At 72.8% G+C, this 17,224-nt stretch carries 15 protein-coding genes and 1 pseudogene; 5 read left to right on the top strand and 11 right to left on the bottom strand.

Translation table 11 applies throughout. From position 1 onward, the window contains the following. On the top strand, positions 1 to 434 hold a 434-nt coding region (locus ACFWI8_RS06005; protein ID WP_387086326.1), incomplete at its 5' end, for an SET domain-containing protein-lysine N-methyltransferase. A 6-nt stretch (positions 435 to 440) separates the two neighbouring features. Here the strand turns inward: ACFWI8_RS06005 and yicI are convergent. Genes yicI through ACFWI8_RS05975 form a run of 6 tightly spaced genes read right to left on the bottom strand, consistent with a single transcriptional unit; the run spans position 441 to position 8,271 of the window. Further along, positions 441 to 2,720, bottom strand: coding sequence for an alpha-xylosidase (gene yicI / locus ACFWI8_RS06000; protein ID WP_387086323.1), 2,280 nt, complete (start codon positions 2,718 to 2,720; stop codon positions 441 to 443). Then, a complete protein-coding gene (locus tag ACFWI8_RS05995; protein WP_387086320.1) occupies positions 2,717 to 4,141 on the bottom strand; it encodes a GH1 family beta-glucosidase in 1,425 nt (474 codons plus the stop codon). Before ACFWI8_RS05995 ends, yicI begins: the two co-directional genes overlap by 4 nt. A 19-nt stretch (positions 4,142 to 4,160) precedes the next feature. After that, positions 4,161 to 4,988, bottom strand: a complete 828-nt coding sequence (locus ACFWI8_RS05990) for a carbohydrate ABC transporter permease (protein ID WP_387086317.1) — start codon at positions 4,986 to 4,988, stop codon at positions 4,161 to 4,163. Between the two features lie 6 nt (positions 4,989 to 4,994). Beyond that, positions 4,995 to 5,948 (bottom strand): carbohydrate ABC transporter permease, encoded by a 954-nt coding sequence (locus tag ACFWI8_RS05985; protein ID WP_387086314.1) that lies wholly within the window; start codon positions 5,946 to 5,948, stop codon positions 4,995 to 4,997. A 7-nt stretch (positions 5,949 to 5,955) separates the two neighbouring features. Then, positions 5,956 to 7,209 (bottom strand): extracellular solute-binding protein, encoded by a 1,254-nt coding sequence (locus tag ACFWI8_RS05980; protein WP_387086311.1) that lies wholly within the window; start codon positions 7,207 to 7,209, stop codon positions 5,956 to 5,958. A 36-nt stretch (positions 7,210 to 7,245) separates the two neighbouring features. Next, a complete protein-coding gene (locus ACFWI8_RS05975; RefSeq protein ID WP_387086308.1) occupies positions 7,246 to 8,271 on the bottom strand; it encodes a LacI family DNA-binding transcriptional regulator in 1,026 nt (341 codons plus the stop codon). Between the two features lie 272 nt (positions 8,272 to 8,543). Between ACFWI8_RS05975 and ACFWI8_RS05970 the strand changes: the two genes are divergently transcribed. Both ACFWI8_RS05970 and ACFWI8_RS05965 read left to right on the top strand, forming a co-directional pair. Beyond that, entirely contained in the window at positions 8,544 to 9,146 is a 603-nt protein-coding gene (locus ACFWI8_RS05970) for a TIGR00730 family Rossman fold protein (protein WP_387086305.1), read from the top strand. A gap of 125 nt (positions 9,147 to 9,271) precedes the next feature. Continuing rightward, positions 9,272 to 9,706, top strand: coding sequence for a VOC family protein (locus ACFWI8_RS05965; protein ID WP_387086302.1), 435 nt, complete (start codon positions 9,272 to 9,274; stop codon positions 9,704 to 9,706). Positions 9,707 to 10,213: 507 nt separating this feature from the next. Here the strand turns inward: ACFWI8_RS05965 and ACFWI8_RS05960 are convergent. Beyond that, on the bottom strand, positions 10,214 to 10,546 hold the full coding sequence (locus tag ACFWI8_RS05960) for a type II toxin-antitoxin system PemK/MazF family toxin (protein WP_387086299.1): 333 nt from the start codon (positions 10,544 to 10,546) through the stop codon (positions 10,214 to 10,216). Positions 10,547 to 10,767: 221 nt separating this feature from the next. Between ACFWI8_RS05960 and ACFWI8_RS05955 the strand changes: the two are divergent. Beyond that, positions 10,768 to 10,968 (top strand): annotated as a pseudogene (locus tag ACFWI8_RS05955) (IS701 family transposase); the annotation flags it as partial. 196 nt (positions 10,969 to 11,164) lie between these two features. Here the strand turns inward: ACFWI8_RS05955 and bioD are convergent. From bioD to bioB, 3 genes are read right to left on the bottom strand one after another with little or no spacing between them, the layout of a single operon-like run. Further along, the gene (gene bioD / locus ACFWI8_RS05950) at positions 11,165 to 11,860 is read right to left on the bottom strand and encodes a dethiobiotin synthase (protein ID WP_387086296.1); all 696 of its coding nucleotides are present in this window, start codon (positions 11,858 to 11,860) and stop codon (positions 11,165 to 11,167) included. A gap of 1 nt (position 11,861) precedes the next feature. Further along, positions 11,862 to 13,175 (bottom strand): adenosylmethionine--8-amino-7-oxononanoate transaminase, encoded by a 1,314-nt coding sequence (locus ACFWI8_RS05945; RefSeq protein ID WP_387086294.1) that lies wholly within the window; start codon positions 13,173 to 13,175, stop codon positions 11,862 to 11,864. After that, positions 13,168 to 14,229, bottom strand: a complete 1,062-nt coding sequence (gene bioB / locus ACFWI8_RS05940; RefSeq protein ID WP_387086291.1) for a biotin synthase BioB — start codon at positions 14,227 to 14,229, stop codon at positions 13,168 to 13,170. The genes ACFWI8_RS05945 and bioB overlap by 8 nt, the downstream gene beginning before the upstream one ends. Positions 14,230 to 14,377: 148 nt before the next feature. Here bioB and ACFWI8_RS05935 point away from each other — a divergent pair, with 148 nt between their 5' ends. Further along, positions 14,378 to 15,550 carry an 8-amino-7-oxononanoate synthase gene (locus ACFWI8_RS05935; RefSeq protein ID WP_387086288.1) on the top strand — a complete coding sequence of 391 codons (1,173 nt, stop codon included), beginning with the start codon at positions 14,378 to 14,380 and terminating at the stop codon, positions 15,548 to 15,550. Positions 15,551 to 16,224: 674 nt separating this feature from the next. Here the strand turns inward: ACFWI8_RS05935 and ACFWI8_RS05930 are convergent. Continuing rightward, entirely contained in the window at positions 16,225 to 17,103 is an 879-nt protein-coding gene (locus tag ACFWI8_RS05930; protein ID WP_387086285.1) for an alpha/beta fold hydrolase, read from the bottom strand. Positions 17,104 to 17,224: the final 121 nt, after the last annotated feature.

The raw sequence follows: 17,224 nt of genomic DNA, 5'->3' as shown, positions 1-17,224 counted from the left end.
CCCCTAGGGGCGCGGGGAACTGCGCGACCAGCCGGCCAGGACCCGCGCCCGCCCCCTCCACGACCTCGCTGGGCGTCGGCCAGGCCGCGCGGCGCTTGGGCAGCATTACTGTCGCAGAGGGTCTCCATCTGTTGATCGACCCCGCCGAGCCGGTGCGGTACGGCAACCACTCCTGCGAGCCCAATCTGTGGCACGCGGACGCCTTCACCCTGGTCGCCCGGCGCGACATCGCCGTCGGTGAGGAGCTGACCAGTGACTACGCCACCCACACCGGGGTCGACGGGTGGGCGATGGACTGCCGCTGCGGCAGCCGCCGCTGTCGCGGCCGGGTCACCGGCCGCGACTGGCGGCTGCCCGCGCTGCGCGCCGCCTACGGGCGGCACTGGATCCCTCCGCTGCTGGACCGGATCGACGCGAGCGGAGGGACCGGGTAGCCGGGATCAGCCGGCCACCGGGAGGGTGAGCGACCCGGCGCCCGCCTCGACCGGCTCCGCGTAGCCCTCGGGGCCCGCGAGCTGGACCCGCCAGGCGCCCGGCGCGCCCTCGGCCGTCACCGTGACGGTGTCCCCGTCCCGCCGGGTGCGGAACGTGGCCGGCGCGCCGCCGGGCGTCGGGACGGTGGTCACCGTCTCCACGCCGTCGGCCGGCGCGTGGACCCGCAGCGTGACCCCGTCCGCCCACGCGTACTCGGGGGTCTCGTCCTCGGCGCCGAACGGGATCACCGAGCCCGGCCTGGCCAGCAGCGGGAGGCTGTCGAAGCCGAACCGCTCCCGCCGCCAGCCGGGGCCCGTGACCTGCTCGCCCGAGAGCAGGTGGGTCCACGTACCCGCCGGCACGTAGTACTCGACCGTCCCGTCCTCGGTGAAGACCGGTGCCACGAGGACGTCGCCGCCCAGCATGTACTGCCGGTCGAGCACGTGGCAGGACGGGTCGTCGGGGAACTCGATCAGCATCGCCCGCATCACCGGCGTGCCCGTGTCCCGCGCCTGCTCCGCGGCCCGGTAGAGGTACGGCATCAGCCGGTGCTTGAGCCGGGTGAAGTCCCGGGTGACGGCCACCGCCTCCTCGTCGTAGTCCCACGGCACCCGGTAGGAGTTGCTGCCGTGCAGCCTGCTGTGCGAGGAGAGCAGGCCGAACTGGGCCCAGCGCTTGAAGATCGCCGGCGTCGGGGTGCCCTCGAAGCCGCCGATGTCGTGGCTCCAGAAGCCGAACCCCGACAGGCCGAGCGAGAGCCCGCCGCGCAGCGACTCGGCCATCGCGTCGAACGTCGACTCGCAGTCGCCGCCCCAGTGCACCGGGAACTGCTGCCCGCCGGCGGTGGCCGAGCGGGCGAACAGCACGGCCTCGCCCTCCCCGCGGGCCTCGGTGAGCACCCGGAAGACGGTCTCGTTGTAGAGCTGCGTGTAGTAGTTGTGCATCCGCTCCGGGTCCGAGCCGTCGTGCCAGACCACGTCGGTCGGCACCCGCTCCCCGAAGTCCGTCTTGAAGCAGTCGACGCCCTGGCCGGCCAGCACCCGCAGCTTGCCGGCGAACCACTCGCAGGCGTCCGGGTTGGTGAAGTCGACCAGCGCCATGCCGGCCTGCCACATGTCCCACTGCCACACGTCGCCGTTGGCCTTGCGCACCAGGTAGCCGAGCCGCCTGGCCTCCGCGAACAGCGGGGACTTCTGCCCGATGTAGGGGTTGATCCACACCGAGACGCGCAGGCCCTGCTCCTTCAGCCTGGCCAGCATGCCCTCCGGGTCGGGGAAGACGGCAGGGTCCCAGGTGAAGTCGCACCACTGGTACTCGCGCATCCAGAAGCAGTCGAAGTGGAAGACGCTCAGCGGGATGTCGCGCTCCGCCATGCCGCGCACGAAGCGGGTGACCGTCTCCTCGTCGTAGTCCGTGGTGAAGGACGTCGACAGCCACAGGCCGAAGGACCAGGCCGGCGGCAGCGCCGGCCGGCCGGTCAGGGCCGTGTAGCGGTCGAGGATCTCCTTGGGCGTGGGGCCGTAGATCACCAGGTACTCGACCGACTGGCCCTCGACGCTGAACTGGACCTGGCCCACGGACTCAGAGCCGATCTCGTAGGAGACCAGGCCCGGGTGGTTCACGAAGACGCCGTAGCCCCGGTTGGTGAGGTAGAACGGCACGTTCTTGTAGGCCTGTTCGCTGGCCGTGCCGCCGTCCGCCTGCCAGACGTCCACGGTCTGGCCGTTCTTGGTGAACGGCGTGAACCGCTCACCGAGGCCGTACACCAGCTCGCCGACGCCCAACGACAGTTGGCCTATGGAGAAGTGCCGCCCGTCCGGGTCCGTGGCGAAGCCGGTGCCGCGCGACCCGGCCGAGGTCAGCACCCGGTCGTCGGCGACGAAGTCGAGCCGCCAGGGCCGGTCCGCGTCGACGCGCAGGGTCAACGGGCCGCTCGAAAGCTCGAGGACCGAGCCGTCGGACGAGGTCTTGCCGGCGTGCCCGGGGTCCTCGGCCAGCGCGAACCGGGGCCCGTGGTCCTCCTCGCCGTCGTGGTGGACGGACCGCACGCCGATCACGCCCTCCGCCGGCGAGAAGCACTCCACGGTCAGCAGCGGGCTGTTGAGCGTCTGGCCGCGACGCTCCACCTTGCGCACCGCCGCGTACAGGGTGAGTCGGTCGTCCTCTGTCCGGGCGTCGGCGAGCTGCTTGGCCCAGGACGCCTGGACGCCCGCGCGCATCAGCCAGTAGCCGTCGGTGAACTTCAAGAGATCTCCTGCGTCTTGTGGTTGGCGATCATGTCCCGGTACCAGCGGTAGCTGTCCTTGGGCAGGCGTTCGAGGGTGTCGTAGTCGACCCGAACGATGCCGAAGCGCTTGTCGTAGCCGAAGGCCCACTCGAAGTTGTCCATCAGGGACCAGACGTAGTAGCCCTGCACCTCGACGCCCGCCTCGATGGCCGCGGCCAGCGCGTGCAGGTGGTCGCGCAGGTAGTCGACGCGGTCGGCGTCGTGCACCTGGCCGTCCGCCGCCACCTCGTCGTCCTCGGCCGAGCCGTTCTCGGTGATGACCAGCGGCGGCACCGTCGGGTAGCGCTCGGTGAGCTCCGTCAGCAGCCGGGTGAACGTCTCCGGCACCACCGGCCAGCCCATCGTGGTGTGCCGGACGTCGTCCCGCCAGGTCTCCTCCACCCGGATGTCGACCGCGGTGCGGGTCGCCGGCTCTGGGTCGCGCAGCGGCACGTCCCGCACCGTGATCGGCCGGTAGTAGTTGATGCCGAGGAAGTCCAGCGGGGCGCCGATGATCTCCAGGTCACCGTCCAGGCGCCAGGAGCCGTCCGCCAGCTCGCCCCAGGTCTCCGCCTCGTGCTCCGGGTAGCGGCCCGCGAACAGCGGGTCGAGCCAGACCGCGTTGTGCAGGGTCTCGGCGCGCCGCACCGCGCCCAGGTCGGCCTCCGAGTCACTCGCCGGAAGCAGCAGGTCGGGGTTGAGCACGATGCCGACCTCGTCGGCGCCGGCCGCGCGCAGCGCCCGCACCGCGAGTCCGTGCCCGACCAGCAGGTGGTGGGCGGCGGCCAGCGCCCCCCGGCCCTCGCGGGCACCCGGCGCGTGCCGGCCGATCGCGTAGCCGACGAACGCTGAGCAGAACGGCTCGTTGAGCGTCATCCAGCGCGTCACCCGGTCCCCGAGCCGGTCCACGACCAGCGCCGCGTACTCGGCGAACCGCTCCGCCGTCCCGCGCACCCGCCAGCCGCCCAGGTCCTCCAGGGCCTGCGGCAGGTCCCAGTGGTAGAGCGTGGCGGCGGGCGCTATCCCGGCGGCCAGCAGCTCGTCGACCAGCCGGTCGTAGAAGTCCAGCCCCTCCTGGTTGGCCTTGCCGGAACCGGTCGGCTGGATCCGCGGCCACGCCACCGAGAAGCGGTAGCTGTCCACGCCCAGGTCACGCAGCAGCGCCACGTCCTCCCGGTAACGGTGGTAGTGGTCGCAGGCCACGTCACCGGTGGCGCCGTTCGCGACCCGGCCGGGCTCCCGGCAGTACGTGTCCCAGATGGACGGGCCACGACCGCCCTCGTCGTAGCCGCCCTCGATCTGGTAGCTGGCGGTGGCCGCGCCGAAGTAGAAGCCGGGCGGGAACGTGGGGAACGACGAGGACTCGGAAGACGCGGACGTGGCGGGTCCGTTGGCAGTCATAAGCGATGGCGCCCTTGCTCTACTTGACGGAGCCGCCGGCGATCCCGGCGGCGATGTACTTCTGTGCGACGACCAGCAGTATCGCCGCGGGGATCGCGGACAGTACGGCGGTGGCCATCACCGCGCCCCAGTCGCTGACATGGGCGCCGATGAACTGATAGATGCCCAGCGTCACCGGGCGCACGTCGTCCGTGGTGTTCAACGTCAGCGCGAAGATGAAGTCCGCCCAGGCGAAGAGGAACGCGAACAACCCCGAGGTGATCAGCGCGTTACGGCTCATCGGCAGCACGATGCGGACGAAGGCGGTGAAGCGGTTGGCGCCGTCCACCATCGCGGCCTCCACCACCTCGGTCGGGATCGACACCATGAACGCGCGCAGCAGCACGATCGCGAACGGCAGGCCGAGCGAGGCGTCCGCCAGGATCAGGCCGAGGTAGGAGTTGACCAGGCCGAGCTCCGCGTAGGCGCTGTAGAGCGCGTTGGCCACCACGATGCCCGGCACCATCTGGGTGATCAGCGTGCCGAACACGATGCCGCGGCTGCCGCGCAGCCCGAACTGCGCGAGACCGTAGGCCGCCGGCGCCGCCAGCGCCAGGCAGACCGCCACCGCGCCGAGCGACACGATCAGGCTGGTCACCAGCGAACCGCCCTGACTGTCCAGCGCCGCCGAGAAGTTGTCGAAGCTGGGCGAGGACGGGATCAGGTCGGCCGAGGCGATGCTCGAGTGCGGCTGGAGCGAGGTGCTGAGCATCCAGTACACCGGGAACAGCATCACGGCCAGGATCAGCAGCGCGGCCGCCGTGTTCCAGGCGCGGCGCGCCCGCGCGCGGGCGGGAGTGCGATTCATCACCGGTCACTTCCCCTGCTGGTTGTCGCTGCGGTTGATCCGCAGGTAGAGCACCGCGAACACGGCGCTGATGAGGATGAGGACGTTGCCGACCACCGCGCCCTGGCCGAAGTCGAGCTGGAGGAACGACAGCTGGTAGGTGAGCGTGCCCAGCGTCTGGGTCGAGTCGGCCGGGCCGCCGCCGGTCAGCGCCAGGATCAGGTCGAGGATCTTGATCGTCGACATGAAGCCGAGCACCAGGACCACCGTCACCACCGGGCGCAGCATCGGCAGCGTGATCGAGCGGAACGTGCGCCACGGGCCGGCGCCGTCCAGCGACGCCGCCTCGTACAGCTCACGCGGGATCTCCTGCAGACCGCCGTAGAGGATCACCATGTTGAACGGGATGCCGATCCAGATGTTCACCAGGATCGCCGAGAGCAGCGCCACGCTCGGGCTGCTCAGCCACGGCACGCCGTCGCCCGACAGGCCGACGGTCTCCAGGAAGCTGTTCAGGATCCCGTGGTCCTCGTCCATGATCCGCCGCCAGACCACGGCCGAGACCACCATGGGCACCAGCCACGGCAGCAGCAGCACCGCCCGGATCACGCCGGAGAGGTGGAAGCGCCGCGAGAAGAACACCGCCAGGCCGAGACCGATGGTGAACTGGCCCACCAGGGAGCCCACGGTGAACAGGATCGTCTGCCACAGCGCGTCGCCGAACAGCTCGTTGTCGAAGACCTCGCGCCAGTTGTCCAGGCCGTTGAACGGCGACTCACCGGTGAAGTACGTCGTCGGCGTGAACTCCTGGAAGCTCATCAGCACGTTGCGGACCAGCGGGTACCCGAAGAACGCCAGCAGGTACACCAGCGCGGGGGCCACGAACAGCCACTGGTAGAGGCGGCGGCGCCCGGCGCCCGAGCGCCGTACGGGGGCGCGCTCCGGCGCCCGCTCCTCGGTGGGAAGGGACGTGATCGTCATGGCGTCCTCACTCTCCCGCCGCGGCCTGGCGCTGCGCGGCGTCCAGGGCCTGCTCGGGTGACGACCTGCCGGTCAGCACGGACTGGAAGGCGCCGGCCAGCGCGTCGCCGACCACCGGCCAGCGGGTGCCGACCTCGGCGGTCCGCGACCGTGCCGTGAGCACCAGGTCGGCGAACGGCGCCAGCTTCGGGTTCGCCTCGCGGTACGCCTGCGCGGCCTCGGCCCTGGTCGGCACGTTGTTCACGCGCTCGCCCCAGGCCAGCTGGTTCTCCTCCGAGTTGAGGCACTCCAGGACGCGGCCCGCGTTGCTGACGCGCTCCGGGGCGTCGTCGTTGCGCGGCACGGTCATCACGGTGCCGCCGATCGGGGGCACCGGGTCCCCACCGGCCTGTGGCACCGGGATGCTGGCGACCGCCCAGTCGACGTCCGTCTGGCCGTCGAGCACCGGCACCTGCCAGGGGCCGTTGATCATCATCGCGGCCCGGCCCGAGATGAACTGGTCGTTGACGTCCTGCTGGTTCCAGTTGACGACGGACCGCGAGGCCGAACCGGCGTCCACCAGGTCCTTCCACAGCTGGAGCGCCGGCACCCCGGCGCCGTCGTCCAGGTGTGCCTCGTCGCCGCCCGCCGACCAGAAGAACGGCAGGAACTGGTAGACGCCGTCGGCGTTGGGGCTGGCGCTGAACGCCATGCCGTAGGTGTCGCCCCGGGTGAGCGCGGCCGCGGTGGTCTCCAGCTCCTCCCAGGTGGTGGGCGGCTCCAGGCCGGCCTCGGCGAGCATGTCGACGTTGTAGATCAACGCCAGCGAGTTGACCGAGCGGGCCACCCCGTACTGGGTGCCGTCGAAGGAGCCGAGCGAGTTGGCGCTCTCCGAGAACACCGAGGTGTCGACGCCGGCCTCGCCGATCGGCAGCAGCCCGCCGGTCTCGGCGAACTGCGGCACCTGCGAGCCGTCCAGCTCCAGGATGTCGGGGAGGGAGTCGGACGAGGCCATCCGCAGCGCCTTCGACGCGACCTGGTCGGCCGGCACGCTGATCTGCTCGACACGCAGGCCGAGCGGCTCGGCGCACCGCTCGAAGAACTCCTGGTTGGCCTCGTGTTCCGCGGTGTCCGTCGCCGAGTTGAGCACGGTCACCGTGCCCGGGTCGGGTTCCGCGGCGCAGCCGGTGAGCCCGAACGCGACCATGGCACCCGCCAGGGTCAGCGCTGCGGCGGGCACCGGCGTGCGCCACGCTCTTGATCGTATGGAGCTCGATCGCATGGGCTTGGTGGTCTCCAATTCACGGCTCGGGGTGGATCAGCGGGAGGGGGACGGCTTGGCGACGACGGGTCCCGGGGCCATCCCGGGGGACATCAGCTCGTGGCGTGCGGGACCCGGCTCCGCTGCGGCGCCGATCGCCCGGACGGCGAGCTGGACGACGGCGGCCGCCATCCGGCTCACCGGAAGGTCGATGCGGGGAAGGGCGAAGAGCGCGTGCTCGTCGGGCAGGCTGCCCACCAGCACCACGGCCAGGTCCTCCGGCACCCGCAGGCCGAGCGCGGCGATCTCGTCGAGGATCAGGTGCAGCGGGATCAGGTGCTGGACCACCAGCGCGGTGGGCGCGGGGCGCGCGCCGAGCACCTCGCGCAGCCGGGATCGCAGCAGCTCCGGGTCGGCGGTCGAGGGGTGCACGCGGACGTCCGCCCCGGTCTCGGCGGCCGCGAGCCGGGCGCCGTCCAGGCCGTGCATGGCGTACCCGCGGCGGGCGGAGATCTCGTGCTCGGCCGAGGCCCAGAAGACGACATGTCGGTGGCCGGCGGCGACGCACTCCCGGACGGCGAGGGCGACGGCGGCCTCCCAGTCGAGGTCGACCCAGGGCACCTCGGCCTCGTCGCGCTCGTTGCCGTGGCCGAGGAGGGCGGTGGGGAAGCCGAACTCGCGCAGCGCGGCGATCCGGGGGTCGGCCTCGCGCACGGCCATCAGGACCGCGGCGTCGGCGAGACCGCTGCGGGCGATGCGGCGCAGCCCGTCGACGCCGTCCGGCTCGGTCATCATCAGCACGTCGTAGCCGTGGCCACGGGCCGCGTCGCTGATCTCGATGGCGAACCGGCCGTCCATCGCCCGGTACTTGCCCGGCTCCCGTGGCACGGCCAGCACCAGCACCTCGCTGCGGGCGCTGCGCAGCGTGCGCGCGCTGGCGCGCGGGTGGTAACCGAGCTCGGCGATCGCCTCGTGGACGGCCTTCGCCGTCTGCTCCGAGATCTTGCGGGAACCGCTGAGGACGTAACTCACGGTGCTCGGGGCAACCCCCGCGCGCTCCGCGACATCCTTGATCGTGGCCATTCCCGCTCCCTTGCGGCGATCTACGCTCCCTCGTCGAATCGATTCGTCGAATCGATTCGACCGTGTGGACGGGATGCTAAGCGGGCGTAAGCGACGCGGGCAAGAGCCCTGGCCCGGCAACTTTCCGTATGACTTCCGCTGCGGACTGTGGACGTCGCGGCCCGGCGGCTCCGGATCCGCCCGCCCGTGAGCGCGGCCCGGGAAGACCCGTGGCCGGCGCCGGCGCGCCCGTGGTACACCGATAGCCCTTCACCAGCCGTCCCGGAGGTCCCATGCGCCGCCTCGCCGTCTTCCTCGCCTCGTCCGACGGGAATGATCCCGCGTACGCCGACCTGGCCGCCGGGGTGGGCGCGGAGCTGGCGCGACGCGGGATCGGCGTCGTCTACGGCGGCGGCCGCAGGGGGCTGATGGGGGTGCTCGCGGACAGCGCGCTGGAGGCGGGCGGCGAGGTCATCGGTGTCATGCCACGCAGCATGGTCGAGCGGGAGTGGGCGCACGAGCAGGTGACGGAGCTGCTCCTGTGCGACTCGATGCACGAGCGCAAGGCGATCATGGCCCAGCACGCCGACGCCTTCGTCGCCCTCCCCGGCGGGCTCGGCACGCTGGAGGAGATCTTCGAGGTGTGGTCGTGGCGCCAACTGGGCTTCCACACCAAGCCCGTCGGCCTCCTCGACGCCGGGGGTTTCTGGACGCCGCTGCTCGACGCGCTGCGCGGCGTCGCCGACTCCGGCTTCCTCCCCACGGCCACCCTGGACGACCTCGCCGTCGCGCCCGAACTGCCGGGCTTGCTTGACGCGTTGGACCAGCGACTGCGCCGCGCCCTCCAGCCGGCACGCGCCGGCCGACCGGCCCCCGACGGCGGCGGGACGGTGTGAGAACACGCCAGCGCGTTCGCGCTCCCGGTTCTCCACTCAGCTTTCCCCGGCGGGGCGTGACGGTCGGCTGTCGCCGCCGAACAATGGATGGCGATCGCCGTGGACGGCCCTGCTACGTTTGACCGATGGCATCGGTAAGACAGTTCCAGGTCACCTTCGACTGTGCGGAGCCTGAGCGCGTCGCTCGTTTCTGGTGCGAGGTGCTGGGGTACGTCGCGCCGCCGCCACCGGAGGGGTTCGCCACGTGGGACGATGTCAACCGCTCGCTGCCGCCTGGGGATCAGGGGGCGTGGTTCGCGTGCGTCGACCCCTCGGGCGTGGGGCCGCGACTGTTCTTCCAGCGTGTTCCCGAGGGCAAGGTCGTCAAGAACCGGGTGCATCTCGACGTCCGGGTCGGCACCGGACTCGTGGGTGAGGAGCGGCTGGCCGCGCTCGAGGCCGAATGCGCACGACTGGTCGCGCTCGGCGCGGTGCGGGTGCGACTGCTGCCTGCCGATGAGGACAACGAGTCGTGCATGGTGATGCAGGACATCGAGGGCAACGAGTTCTGTCTCGACTGAGCGTTCTCCAGTTCGCGAGGTGGAGGCCGTCCCCTGCGGCCTCGCCGCAGGTCATTCGGTGCGATGACGGTGTCGAGATCCTCCCGGACGGCTCCGTTCGGCGGCTGAGCCCCGGCGAGTTCGGCGGCGACCCTCACGTGCTCGCGGGCCCGCACCGGACGCGGGTGCCATCGTGACGCCTCACCGTCGCCGGACGCGCGTCAGCTTGCCGGTTCCGGCGCCGAGGTCGAGCACATGCGGGCCGGGCGCAGGCTTCAGCGCCCAGCGCACCACCGCCCGGGCATGGTCCGGGCGGTGCTCGGTGTGTGCGACAGCTGCCGCCGCGCACGAATAGAAGGCGTGACTCCGTCTGGGTGCCCGCACGCCTGGGCGCACTTGCTGGCTGGCTGGCCGCTTGGCGGTCCGAGCGGTGATCTTGTGAGTGGGGGCGCCGCTGATATGGCGCGGCCACCATTGACCATCTCGACGAGACCGGCCGCGCCGTCGGCGGCGTCCGTCCCTCTCTGCCTACTTGAGTCCACCGAGACGAAGGGCGTCCTCGATCTCGCTGAGCTTCGCGGACGGCAGGACGCCCGCCTGCCCGATCAGGTCTTCCCTGGCCAGGGTGACCAGCCAGGTGCAAGGGATGAGGCCGGGACGTGGAAGTGCGACTCTCAGGACGCCTTCGAGAGGCAGTCCTTCGGGGGCACCTACCGCCACCTCAACGGCCACGCCGCTGAGATCGGTGCCCGCGGGGGCGACGACCTGCATCGCCAGGAAACCGGACGCCTCTTCTCCCGACAGCAGTACGACTGCCCGCCGCTCGTTGAAATCCGCCCACCAGACTTCGCCACGTCGCATATGTCCTCCCGATACGGGACGGCGCGCCTGCGTCGCCCCTTCGACCGCCGCCTACTCCAGGCGCAGATCGTCATGTTGGCTGGTCAGGGCCGGTGAGAAGACGGCTGCGGCGACCGGTGATCACCGTGAGCTGTGTGGCCAAACGAAGATCATGCGGTGGCGCGGCTCACAGCGTAGACCCTGCCCGGTAGCCGGAGGCGTTCGAGGGTCTGACGGGCCGGATGGCGGCGAGGTTCGCGTGGGTCGAACCACGCCTTCGGGCGCGGGACTTCGTGCGCGGGCTGCTGGCGGACCTGCCGCGGAAGAACTGCTGGACAATCGCCGAGTGGGCCGGGGAGGCGAGTCCTGATGGCATGCGGCACCTGCTGGGCCGGCCCAAGTGGGATGCCGATGCGGTACGCGATGACGTACGGGACGGCGTCCACCACGCCATGCTCCGCATCGCCTGCCTACAGGCCACATCACGCGATCACGCGTGGGCCGCACCAGAAGACCATTCGCGGGATCACCCTTAGTCCACCCGGTCACCCACCGACACTGCCGGCGGTCGGCCGCTCCGCTTCGGCGAGGTGAACTGAGCGGGGGATAACCAGGCAGCGATACCCGCCGCGCGGGCGGTCAGCCGGTCCAGTGGCCGCCCAGCCGGGGCGCCAGCCAGCCCGGTGCGCGGTCCCGGAACGCGGGTGGCGGGAGCGCGCCCGCGCCGGACGGGACCGCGCCGAGGAGCGGCGCCTCCGCGACGCGCGGCAGGTCGGCGACGTTGCAGCGGGCCGCCAGGTCGGGCCGGTCGGGCCAGCTGCCGATGACCAGGCCCGGGCAGGCGAGTCGCCTGGCACGCAGCGCCTCGACGGTCAGGGCCGTGGTGTTGAGCGTGCCGAGCCCGGCCGTCGTCACCACCAGGACCGGCGCGTCGAGGCGGCGGGCCGCGTCGGCGAGCGTGCTGCCTGACTCGTCGAACCAGACGAGCAGCCCGCCGGCGCCCTCCACCAGCACCAGGTCGTGGTCCTCGGCCAGGGCCTCGGCCGCCTTGGCGATCTCCGCCGGGCCGACCGGCGGCAGCCCGGCCCGCCTGGCGGCCGTCGCCGGCGCCAACGGATCGGGAAAGCGGACGAGTTCGCGGCCGGTGACCGGTCCGGCGAGCCGGATCACCTCGGCCACGTCGCCCGGTTGACCGGCCGTCAGGCCGGTCTGGGCCGGCTTCAGCACCGCGACCGAGCGGCCACCGGCCCGTGCCGTGGCCGCGACCGCCGCCGTGACCACCGTCTTGCCGATCTCCGTGCCGGTGCCGCTGACGAAGAGGAAGGGGCCGTCCATCTCAGCCGGCCTCGGCCGCCGCGCACGCGGCCCCGCAGATCAGCGCGAGGTCCGCGTCGTCCGTCACGTACGGCGGCATGGTGTAGACGAGGTCGCCGAACGGCCGCAGCCACACGCCCCGCGAGACCGCGGCCGCCGTCGCCGCGGCCAGGTCGACCTGGTGGTCGAGCTGGATCACGCCGATGGCACCGAGCACCCGGACGTCCCGTACCCCGGGGAGTCCGGCGGCCGGCGTGAGCCCTTCCCGCAGCCCGGTCTCGATCCGCTTCACCTCGGCCGCCCAGTCGCCCGCCAGCAGCAGGTCGACCGAGGCGCCCGCCACCGCCGCGGCCAGGGGGTTGGCCATGAACGTCGGCCCGTGCGCCAGCACCGGCACCTCGCCGCGTGAGATGCCCTCGGCCACCCGGGGCGTGCAGAGCGTGGCGGCCATCGACAGGTAGCCGCCGGTCAACGCCTTGCCCACGCACATCACATCGGGGGCCACGCCCGCGTGGTCGGCGGCGAACAGTACCCCGCCGGTGCGGCCGAAGCCGGTCGCGATCTCGTCGAACACCAACAGCACGTCGTGCTCGTCGCACGCCTCGCGCAGCACCCGCAGATAGTCGGGGGAGTGGAACCGCATGCCGCCGGCGTTCTGCACCACGGGCTCCACGATCACCCCCGCCAACTCCCCGGCGTGGGCGGCGATCAGCTCGCGCAGCGACGCCACGTAGCCGGGTTCCGGCGCCGCGTCGAAGCCGGCCGGCGGGGCCCCCGCGAAGATCTGCCGGGGCAGCGCGCCCGACCACAGCCGGTGCATGCCGCCGTCCGGGTCGCACACCGACATGGGATGCCAGGTGTCGCCGTGGTAGCCGCCGCGCCAGGTCAACAGCCGCCGCTTCGCGGGGCGGCCGAGGGAGCGCCAGTACTGGAGGCACATCTTGATCGCCACCTCGACCGAGACGGAGCCCGAGTCGGCGAGGAAGACGTGCCGCAGCGGCTCGGGGGTGATCCCGACCAGACGGGTGGCGAGCCGCACCGCGGGCTCGTGGGTGAGGCCACCGAACATGACGTGGCTCATCCGGTCCAGCTGGTCCCGCGCGGCCGCGTTGAGCACCGGGTGGTTGTAGCCGTGCAGCGCCGACCACCAGGACGCCATGCCGTCGACCAACTCGCGCTGCCCGAACGCCGGTTCCGCCAGCCGCAGCCGCACCCCGGCGGCCGACTCGACCACCAGGGGCGCGGTCGTGCCCGGCATCGGGCCGTACGGGTGCCAGACGTGCCGGCGGTCGAGGTCCAGCAACTCCCCTGGCGCCAACGGCCTTTCGTCAGGCATTCGGCGCCACCTCGGTGCCGGCCCCGCGCCGCCGCACCGCGACGAGGTCGGCCCGGTGCGGCGGCAGCGTCCGGTCGTCGGCGCCCTCCACCTCGAAGCCGGCGTCCGCGATCATCTCCAGGTCGGCCTTGCCCGCCTGGCCCTCGCTGGTCAGGTAGTCGCCGAGGAAGACGGAGTTGGCCAGGTGCAGCGCGAGCGGCTGCAACGACCGCAGGTGGACCTCCCGGCCGCCGGCGATCCGCACCTCCACGTCCGGGCAGACGAAGCGCACCATCGCGAGGATCCGCAGGCAGCGCTGCGGGGTGAGGTCCCACCGCTTCGCGAGCGGCGTGCCCTCGAACGGGATCAGGAAGTTGACCGGCACCGAGTCGGCGTCGAGCTCGCGGAGCCTGAAGACCACGTCGACCAGGTCCTCGTCGCGCTCGCCCATGCCGGCGATCAGCCCCGAACAGGAGGAGAGGCCGGCGGACCTGGCGCGCCGGACGGTGTCCACCCGGTCGTCGAAGCCGTGCGTGGTGCAGATGTCGCCGTAGGTCGCCTCGGCGGTGTTCAGGTTGTGGTTGTAGGCGTCGACCCCGGCCTCCCGCAGCCGCTCGGCCTGGCCGTCCGAGAGCAGCCCGAGGCAGGCGCACACCTCGACATCGGCGTGCCGCTCGCGGATGGCGGCGACCGTCTCCGAGACCCGCCGCACGTCGCCGTCCGTCGGCCCGCGCCCGCTGGCCACCAGGCAGACCCGCTTGGCGCCGCCGGCCACCCCGGCGCTGGCCGCGTCGGCCGCCTGGTCCGGCTTCAACCAGCTGTACCTGAGGATCCCGGCGGTCGAGCCGAGCCGCTGCGAGCAGTACGAGCAGTCCTCCGGGCAGAGGCCGGACTTGAGGTTCACCAGGTAGTTGAGCTTGACGCGCCGCCCGAACCACCGGCGGCGCACCCTGCCGGCGGCCGCGACGACGTCGAGCAGCTCGTCGTCGGAGGTGGCGAGCACCGCCAACGCCTCTTCGCGGGTGGGCAGTTCACGGCTGAGCCCCTTGGCCACCAGGGTGTTGAGCAGCTCCATGAGGTCGATCCTGGCGCAGCCGGCACCCTCACGGCAAAGGAGGAAGTCCATAAAGCGACAGGGGCGATAGTGTCCACTGCCGCCTGTTTCCCCAGGACGGCGCGGACTAGGTTTATGAGCATCCAACAATCTCCGGAGGGGCTGCCGCATGCGTGACGACGCGTCAGGACGGGTCTTCGACTGGCTCGACGCCGTCGCCGAGCAGCGCAGGTGTGCCGGGCTCACGCGTCGACTGCGGCCGCGCTCCGCCCACTCCACCGTCCTGGATCTGGCCGGGAACGACTACCTCGGGCTCGCCCGCCACCCCGAGGTGGTCGAGGCCGCCGCCACGGCCGCGCGGCGCTGGGGTGCCGGCGCCACCGGCTCACGGCTCGTCACCGGAACCACCGAGTTGCACGCCCGACTCGAGGCCGAACTCGCGGAGTTCTGCGGCTTCGAGGCCGCGCTGGTGTTCTCCTCCGGCTACGCCGCCAACCTGGCCGCGCTCGCCGCGCTCGCCGGCCGGGACACGCTGGTCGTCTCCGACGCCGGCAACCACGCCTCGTTGATCGACGGCTGCCGGCTCTCCCGCGCCGAGGTCGCGGTGGTACCGCACGCCGACCCGGCGGCGTTCCGCAAGGCGCTCGGCGAGCGGGGCGCTCGGCGCGCGGTGGCCGTCTCCGACGCCGTGTTCTCGGTCGACGGCGACCTCGCCCCGCTCGGCGGGCTGGCCGAGGCGTGCCGCGCGGCCGGAGCCGCGCTCGTGGTGGACGACGCGCACGGACTCGGCGTGCTGGGGGACGGCGGCCGGGGCGCGGTGGCGGCCGCCGGCCTGGCCGGCGCGCCCGACGTGGTGGCCACCGTGACGCTCTCCAAGGCGCTCGGCAGCCAGGGCGGCGCCGTCCTCGGCCCGGAACGGGTGATCGCACACCTCGTCAACGCCGCCCGCACCTTCGTCTTCGACACCGGGCTCGCCCCGGCCGCCGCCGGCGCCGCGCTGGCCGCGCTGCGCCTGCTGCGCCGCGAGCCGGTCCTGGCGACCCAGGCCCTGGCGGCCGCCAGGCGCCTCTACCAGGGCCTGGCGGCCGCAGGGCTCCCGGTCTCGCCACCCGACGCGGCCGTGGTCGCGGTCCGCGCCGCCTCGCCGCAGGCCGCGGTGCGTTGGGCCGCGGAGTGCCGCACCGCCGGGCTCGCAGTCGGCTGCTTCCGCCCCCCTTCGGTGCCGGACGGCGTCTCCCGGCTGCGCCTCACCGCCCGCGCCGACCTCACCGACACCGACCTGGCCAGGGCACTGTCCGTGGTCACCGGCACGGCCTCCGCCTCGGCCTCCGGCGACGGTTGACCGGCGGCGCGACCTCGCTGCTGGCGCGGGTCGGACCGGCCGCGCGGCCAAGCCGCTGGCGCTGGTCGACCGGCGGTGCGGCCCTGCCGCCGGCAACGGTTGACGAGCGGTGCGGCCCTGCCGCTGGCGGCGGTTGACGGGCGGGCGGTGGGCGATGGCTGACGGGCGGTCACGGCGTGGCCCGGCTGCGCCGGCGACAGCTGACCAACGTGCCCGGCATGGACGCCGCCGGTGGCTGACTCCCGAGCGTTGACGGATGACGCCCGGCCCGCGGAGGCGGCCACTGGGCTGCCTGGTCGGTGGCTCCGTCACCCGGTCAACCGGCCTGGTCTGCCGGCCCCGTCAGCCCGGCCGGCAGGCCGTCCGCAGGGCGCCGTCGCCCGGCCTGCGGACGAGGCGGCCGGGCCGCTTGTCTGGCGGGCTCCCGACGCCTGGCCAGCCGGACCCGGCTTTGCCGGCCGGTCAGCCCGGCCGGCAGGCCGCCCGCAGGGCGCCGTCGCCCGGCCCGCGGACGAGGCCGCCGGGCCGCCAAGCCCGCAGGCTCCTGCCACCCGGCCTGACGACACCCGGCCAGCCAGACCCGGCCGGCATGCCGCCGGCAGGCCACCGTCACCCCGCCAACCCGGCCGCCAACCGGCTGTCCGGCCCGGTCAAGCCCGGCCGGGAGGCCGCCGTCACCTGGCCAGCAGCTCCCGCAGCGCCGCGGCCACCTCGTCCGGTGCCTCCTCGGCCATGAAGTGGCCGCAGTCGACGGTGGCGTGCCGGAGCTTCGGCGCCCATGCCCCCCACAGCGCGGTCGCGTCGTAGCCGAGCGCCGCGCCCCAGTCCTGCTGCAGCACGGTGACCGGCATCCGCAGCCGGTTGCCGGCCGCGCGGTCGGCCCGGTCGTGCGTCACGTCCACGCCGGCCGAGGCGCGGTAGTCCGCGACGATCGAGTCCACCGCTCCACGGCAGGCCGCCAGGTAGACGTCCCTGACGTCCGACGGGATCGCCGCCGGGTCCCTGCCCCACAGGTCGAGGAAGTGCCCGAAGAACGCGTCCGCGCTGGCGGAGATCATCCGCTCGGGCAGCCCCGGCGGCTGGGCCATCAGATACAGGTGGAAGCCCACGGCGGCCGCGGTGCCGCTCATCACCTCCCACATGTCCAGGGTGGGCAGCACGTCGAGACAGGCCAGGTGGGTGACCGCGTCCGGATGGTCGAGGCCGGCGCGGAACGCCACCAGCGCGCCCCGGTCGTGCCCCGCGAGCGCGAAGCGCTCGTGGCCGAGCGCCCTGGCCAGCGCGACGACGTCGGCCGCCATGGTCCGCTTGGCGTAGCCGCCGGCGGCGGACTCGGCCGGCTTGTCGCTGGCGCCGTAGCCGCGCAGGTCGGGACAGATCACCGTGTGGTCCGCCGCCAGGTCGGCGGCCACGTGCCGCCACATCAGGTGCGTCTGCGGAAAACCGTGCAGCAGCACGATCGGCGTGCCGGAGCCGCCGACGGCGACGTTGAGCGACACCCCTTCGGCGACGGCGACCCGCCGGTACGCGAAGCCGGGGATGACAGGCGACATGGTGCGTTCCTTCCTTCGTGCGGTACCTCGCTGCCACCACACTCCCGGACGCGGATGAGCAACCGATGAGCACGCCGCACCGCCGCAGTACCGTGACCGGGTACGAACGCCGGAGAGGAAG

It is taken from the genome of Streptomyces sp. NPDC127098, from assembly GCF_042722465.1.
Classification (GTDB): Bacteria; Actinomycetota; Actinomycetes; order Streptomycetales; family Streptomycetaceae; genus Streptomyces; species Streptomyces millisiae.
Note: the sequence above shows the minus strand (reverse complement) of the source record. Positions and strands in the feature narration are given on the sequence as shown.

What these genes read in the sequence shown, in the direction of transcription:
- ACFWI8_RS05995 (WP_387086320.1), bottom strand. Translation starts at nt 4,141, where the DNA reads ATGACTGCCAACGGACCCGCCACGTCCGCGTCTTCCGAGTCCTCGTCG.
- ACFWI8_RS05990 (WP_387086317.1), bottom strand. Translation starts at nt 4,988, where the DNA reads ATGAATCGCACTCCCGCCCGCGCGCGGGCGCGCCGCGCCTGGAACACG.
- ACFWI8_RS05985 (WP_387086314.1), bottom strand. Translation starts at nt 5,948, where the DNA reads ATGACGATCACGTCCCTTCCCACCGAGGAGCGGGCGCCGGAGCGCGCC.
- ACFWI8_RS05980 (WP_387086311.1), bottom strand. Translation starts at nt 7,209, where the DNA reads ATGCGATCGAGCTCCATACGATCAAGAGCGTGGCGCACGCCGGTGCCC.
- ACFWI8_RS05975 (WP_387086308.1), bottom strand. Translation starts at nt 8,271, where the DNA reads ATGGCCACGATCAAGGATGTCGCGGAGCGCGCGGGGGTTGCCCCGAGC.
- ACFWI8_RS05970 (WP_387086305.1), top strand. Translation starts at nt 8,544, where the DNA reads ATGCGCCGCCTCGCCGTCTTCCTCGCCTCGTCCGACGGGAATGATCCC.
- ACFWI8_RS05965 (WP_387086302.1), top strand. Translation starts at nt 9,272, where the DNA reads ATGGCATCGGTAAGACAGTTCCAGGTCACCTTCGACTGTGCGGAGCCT.
- ACFWI8_RS05960 (WP_387086299.1), bottom strand. Translation starts at nt 10,546, where the DNA reads ATGCGACGTGGCGAAGTCTGGTGGGCGGATTTCAACGAGCGGCGGGCA.
- bioD (WP_387086296.1), bottom strand. Translation starts at nt 11,860, where the DNA reads ATGGACGGCCCCTTCCTCTTCGTCAGCGGCACCGGCACGGAGATCGGC.
- ACFWI8_RS05945 (WP_387086294.1), bottom strand. Translation starts at nt 13,175, where the DNA reads ATGCCTGACGAAAGGCCGTTGGCGCCAGGGGAGTTGCTGGACCTCGAC.
- bioB (WP_387086291.1), bottom strand. Translation starts at nt 14,229, where the DNA reads ATGGAGCTGCTCAACACCCTGGTGGCCAAGGGGCTCAGCCGTGAACTG.
- ACFWI8_RS05935 (WP_387086288.1), top strand. Translation starts at nt 14,378, where the DNA reads ATGCGTGACGACGCGTCAGGACGGGTCTTCGACTGGCTCGACGCCGTC.
- ACFWI8_RS05930 (WP_387086285.1), bottom strand. Translation starts at nt 17,103, where the DNA reads ATGTCGCCTGTCATCCCCGGCTTCGCGTACCGGCGGGTCGCCGTCGCC.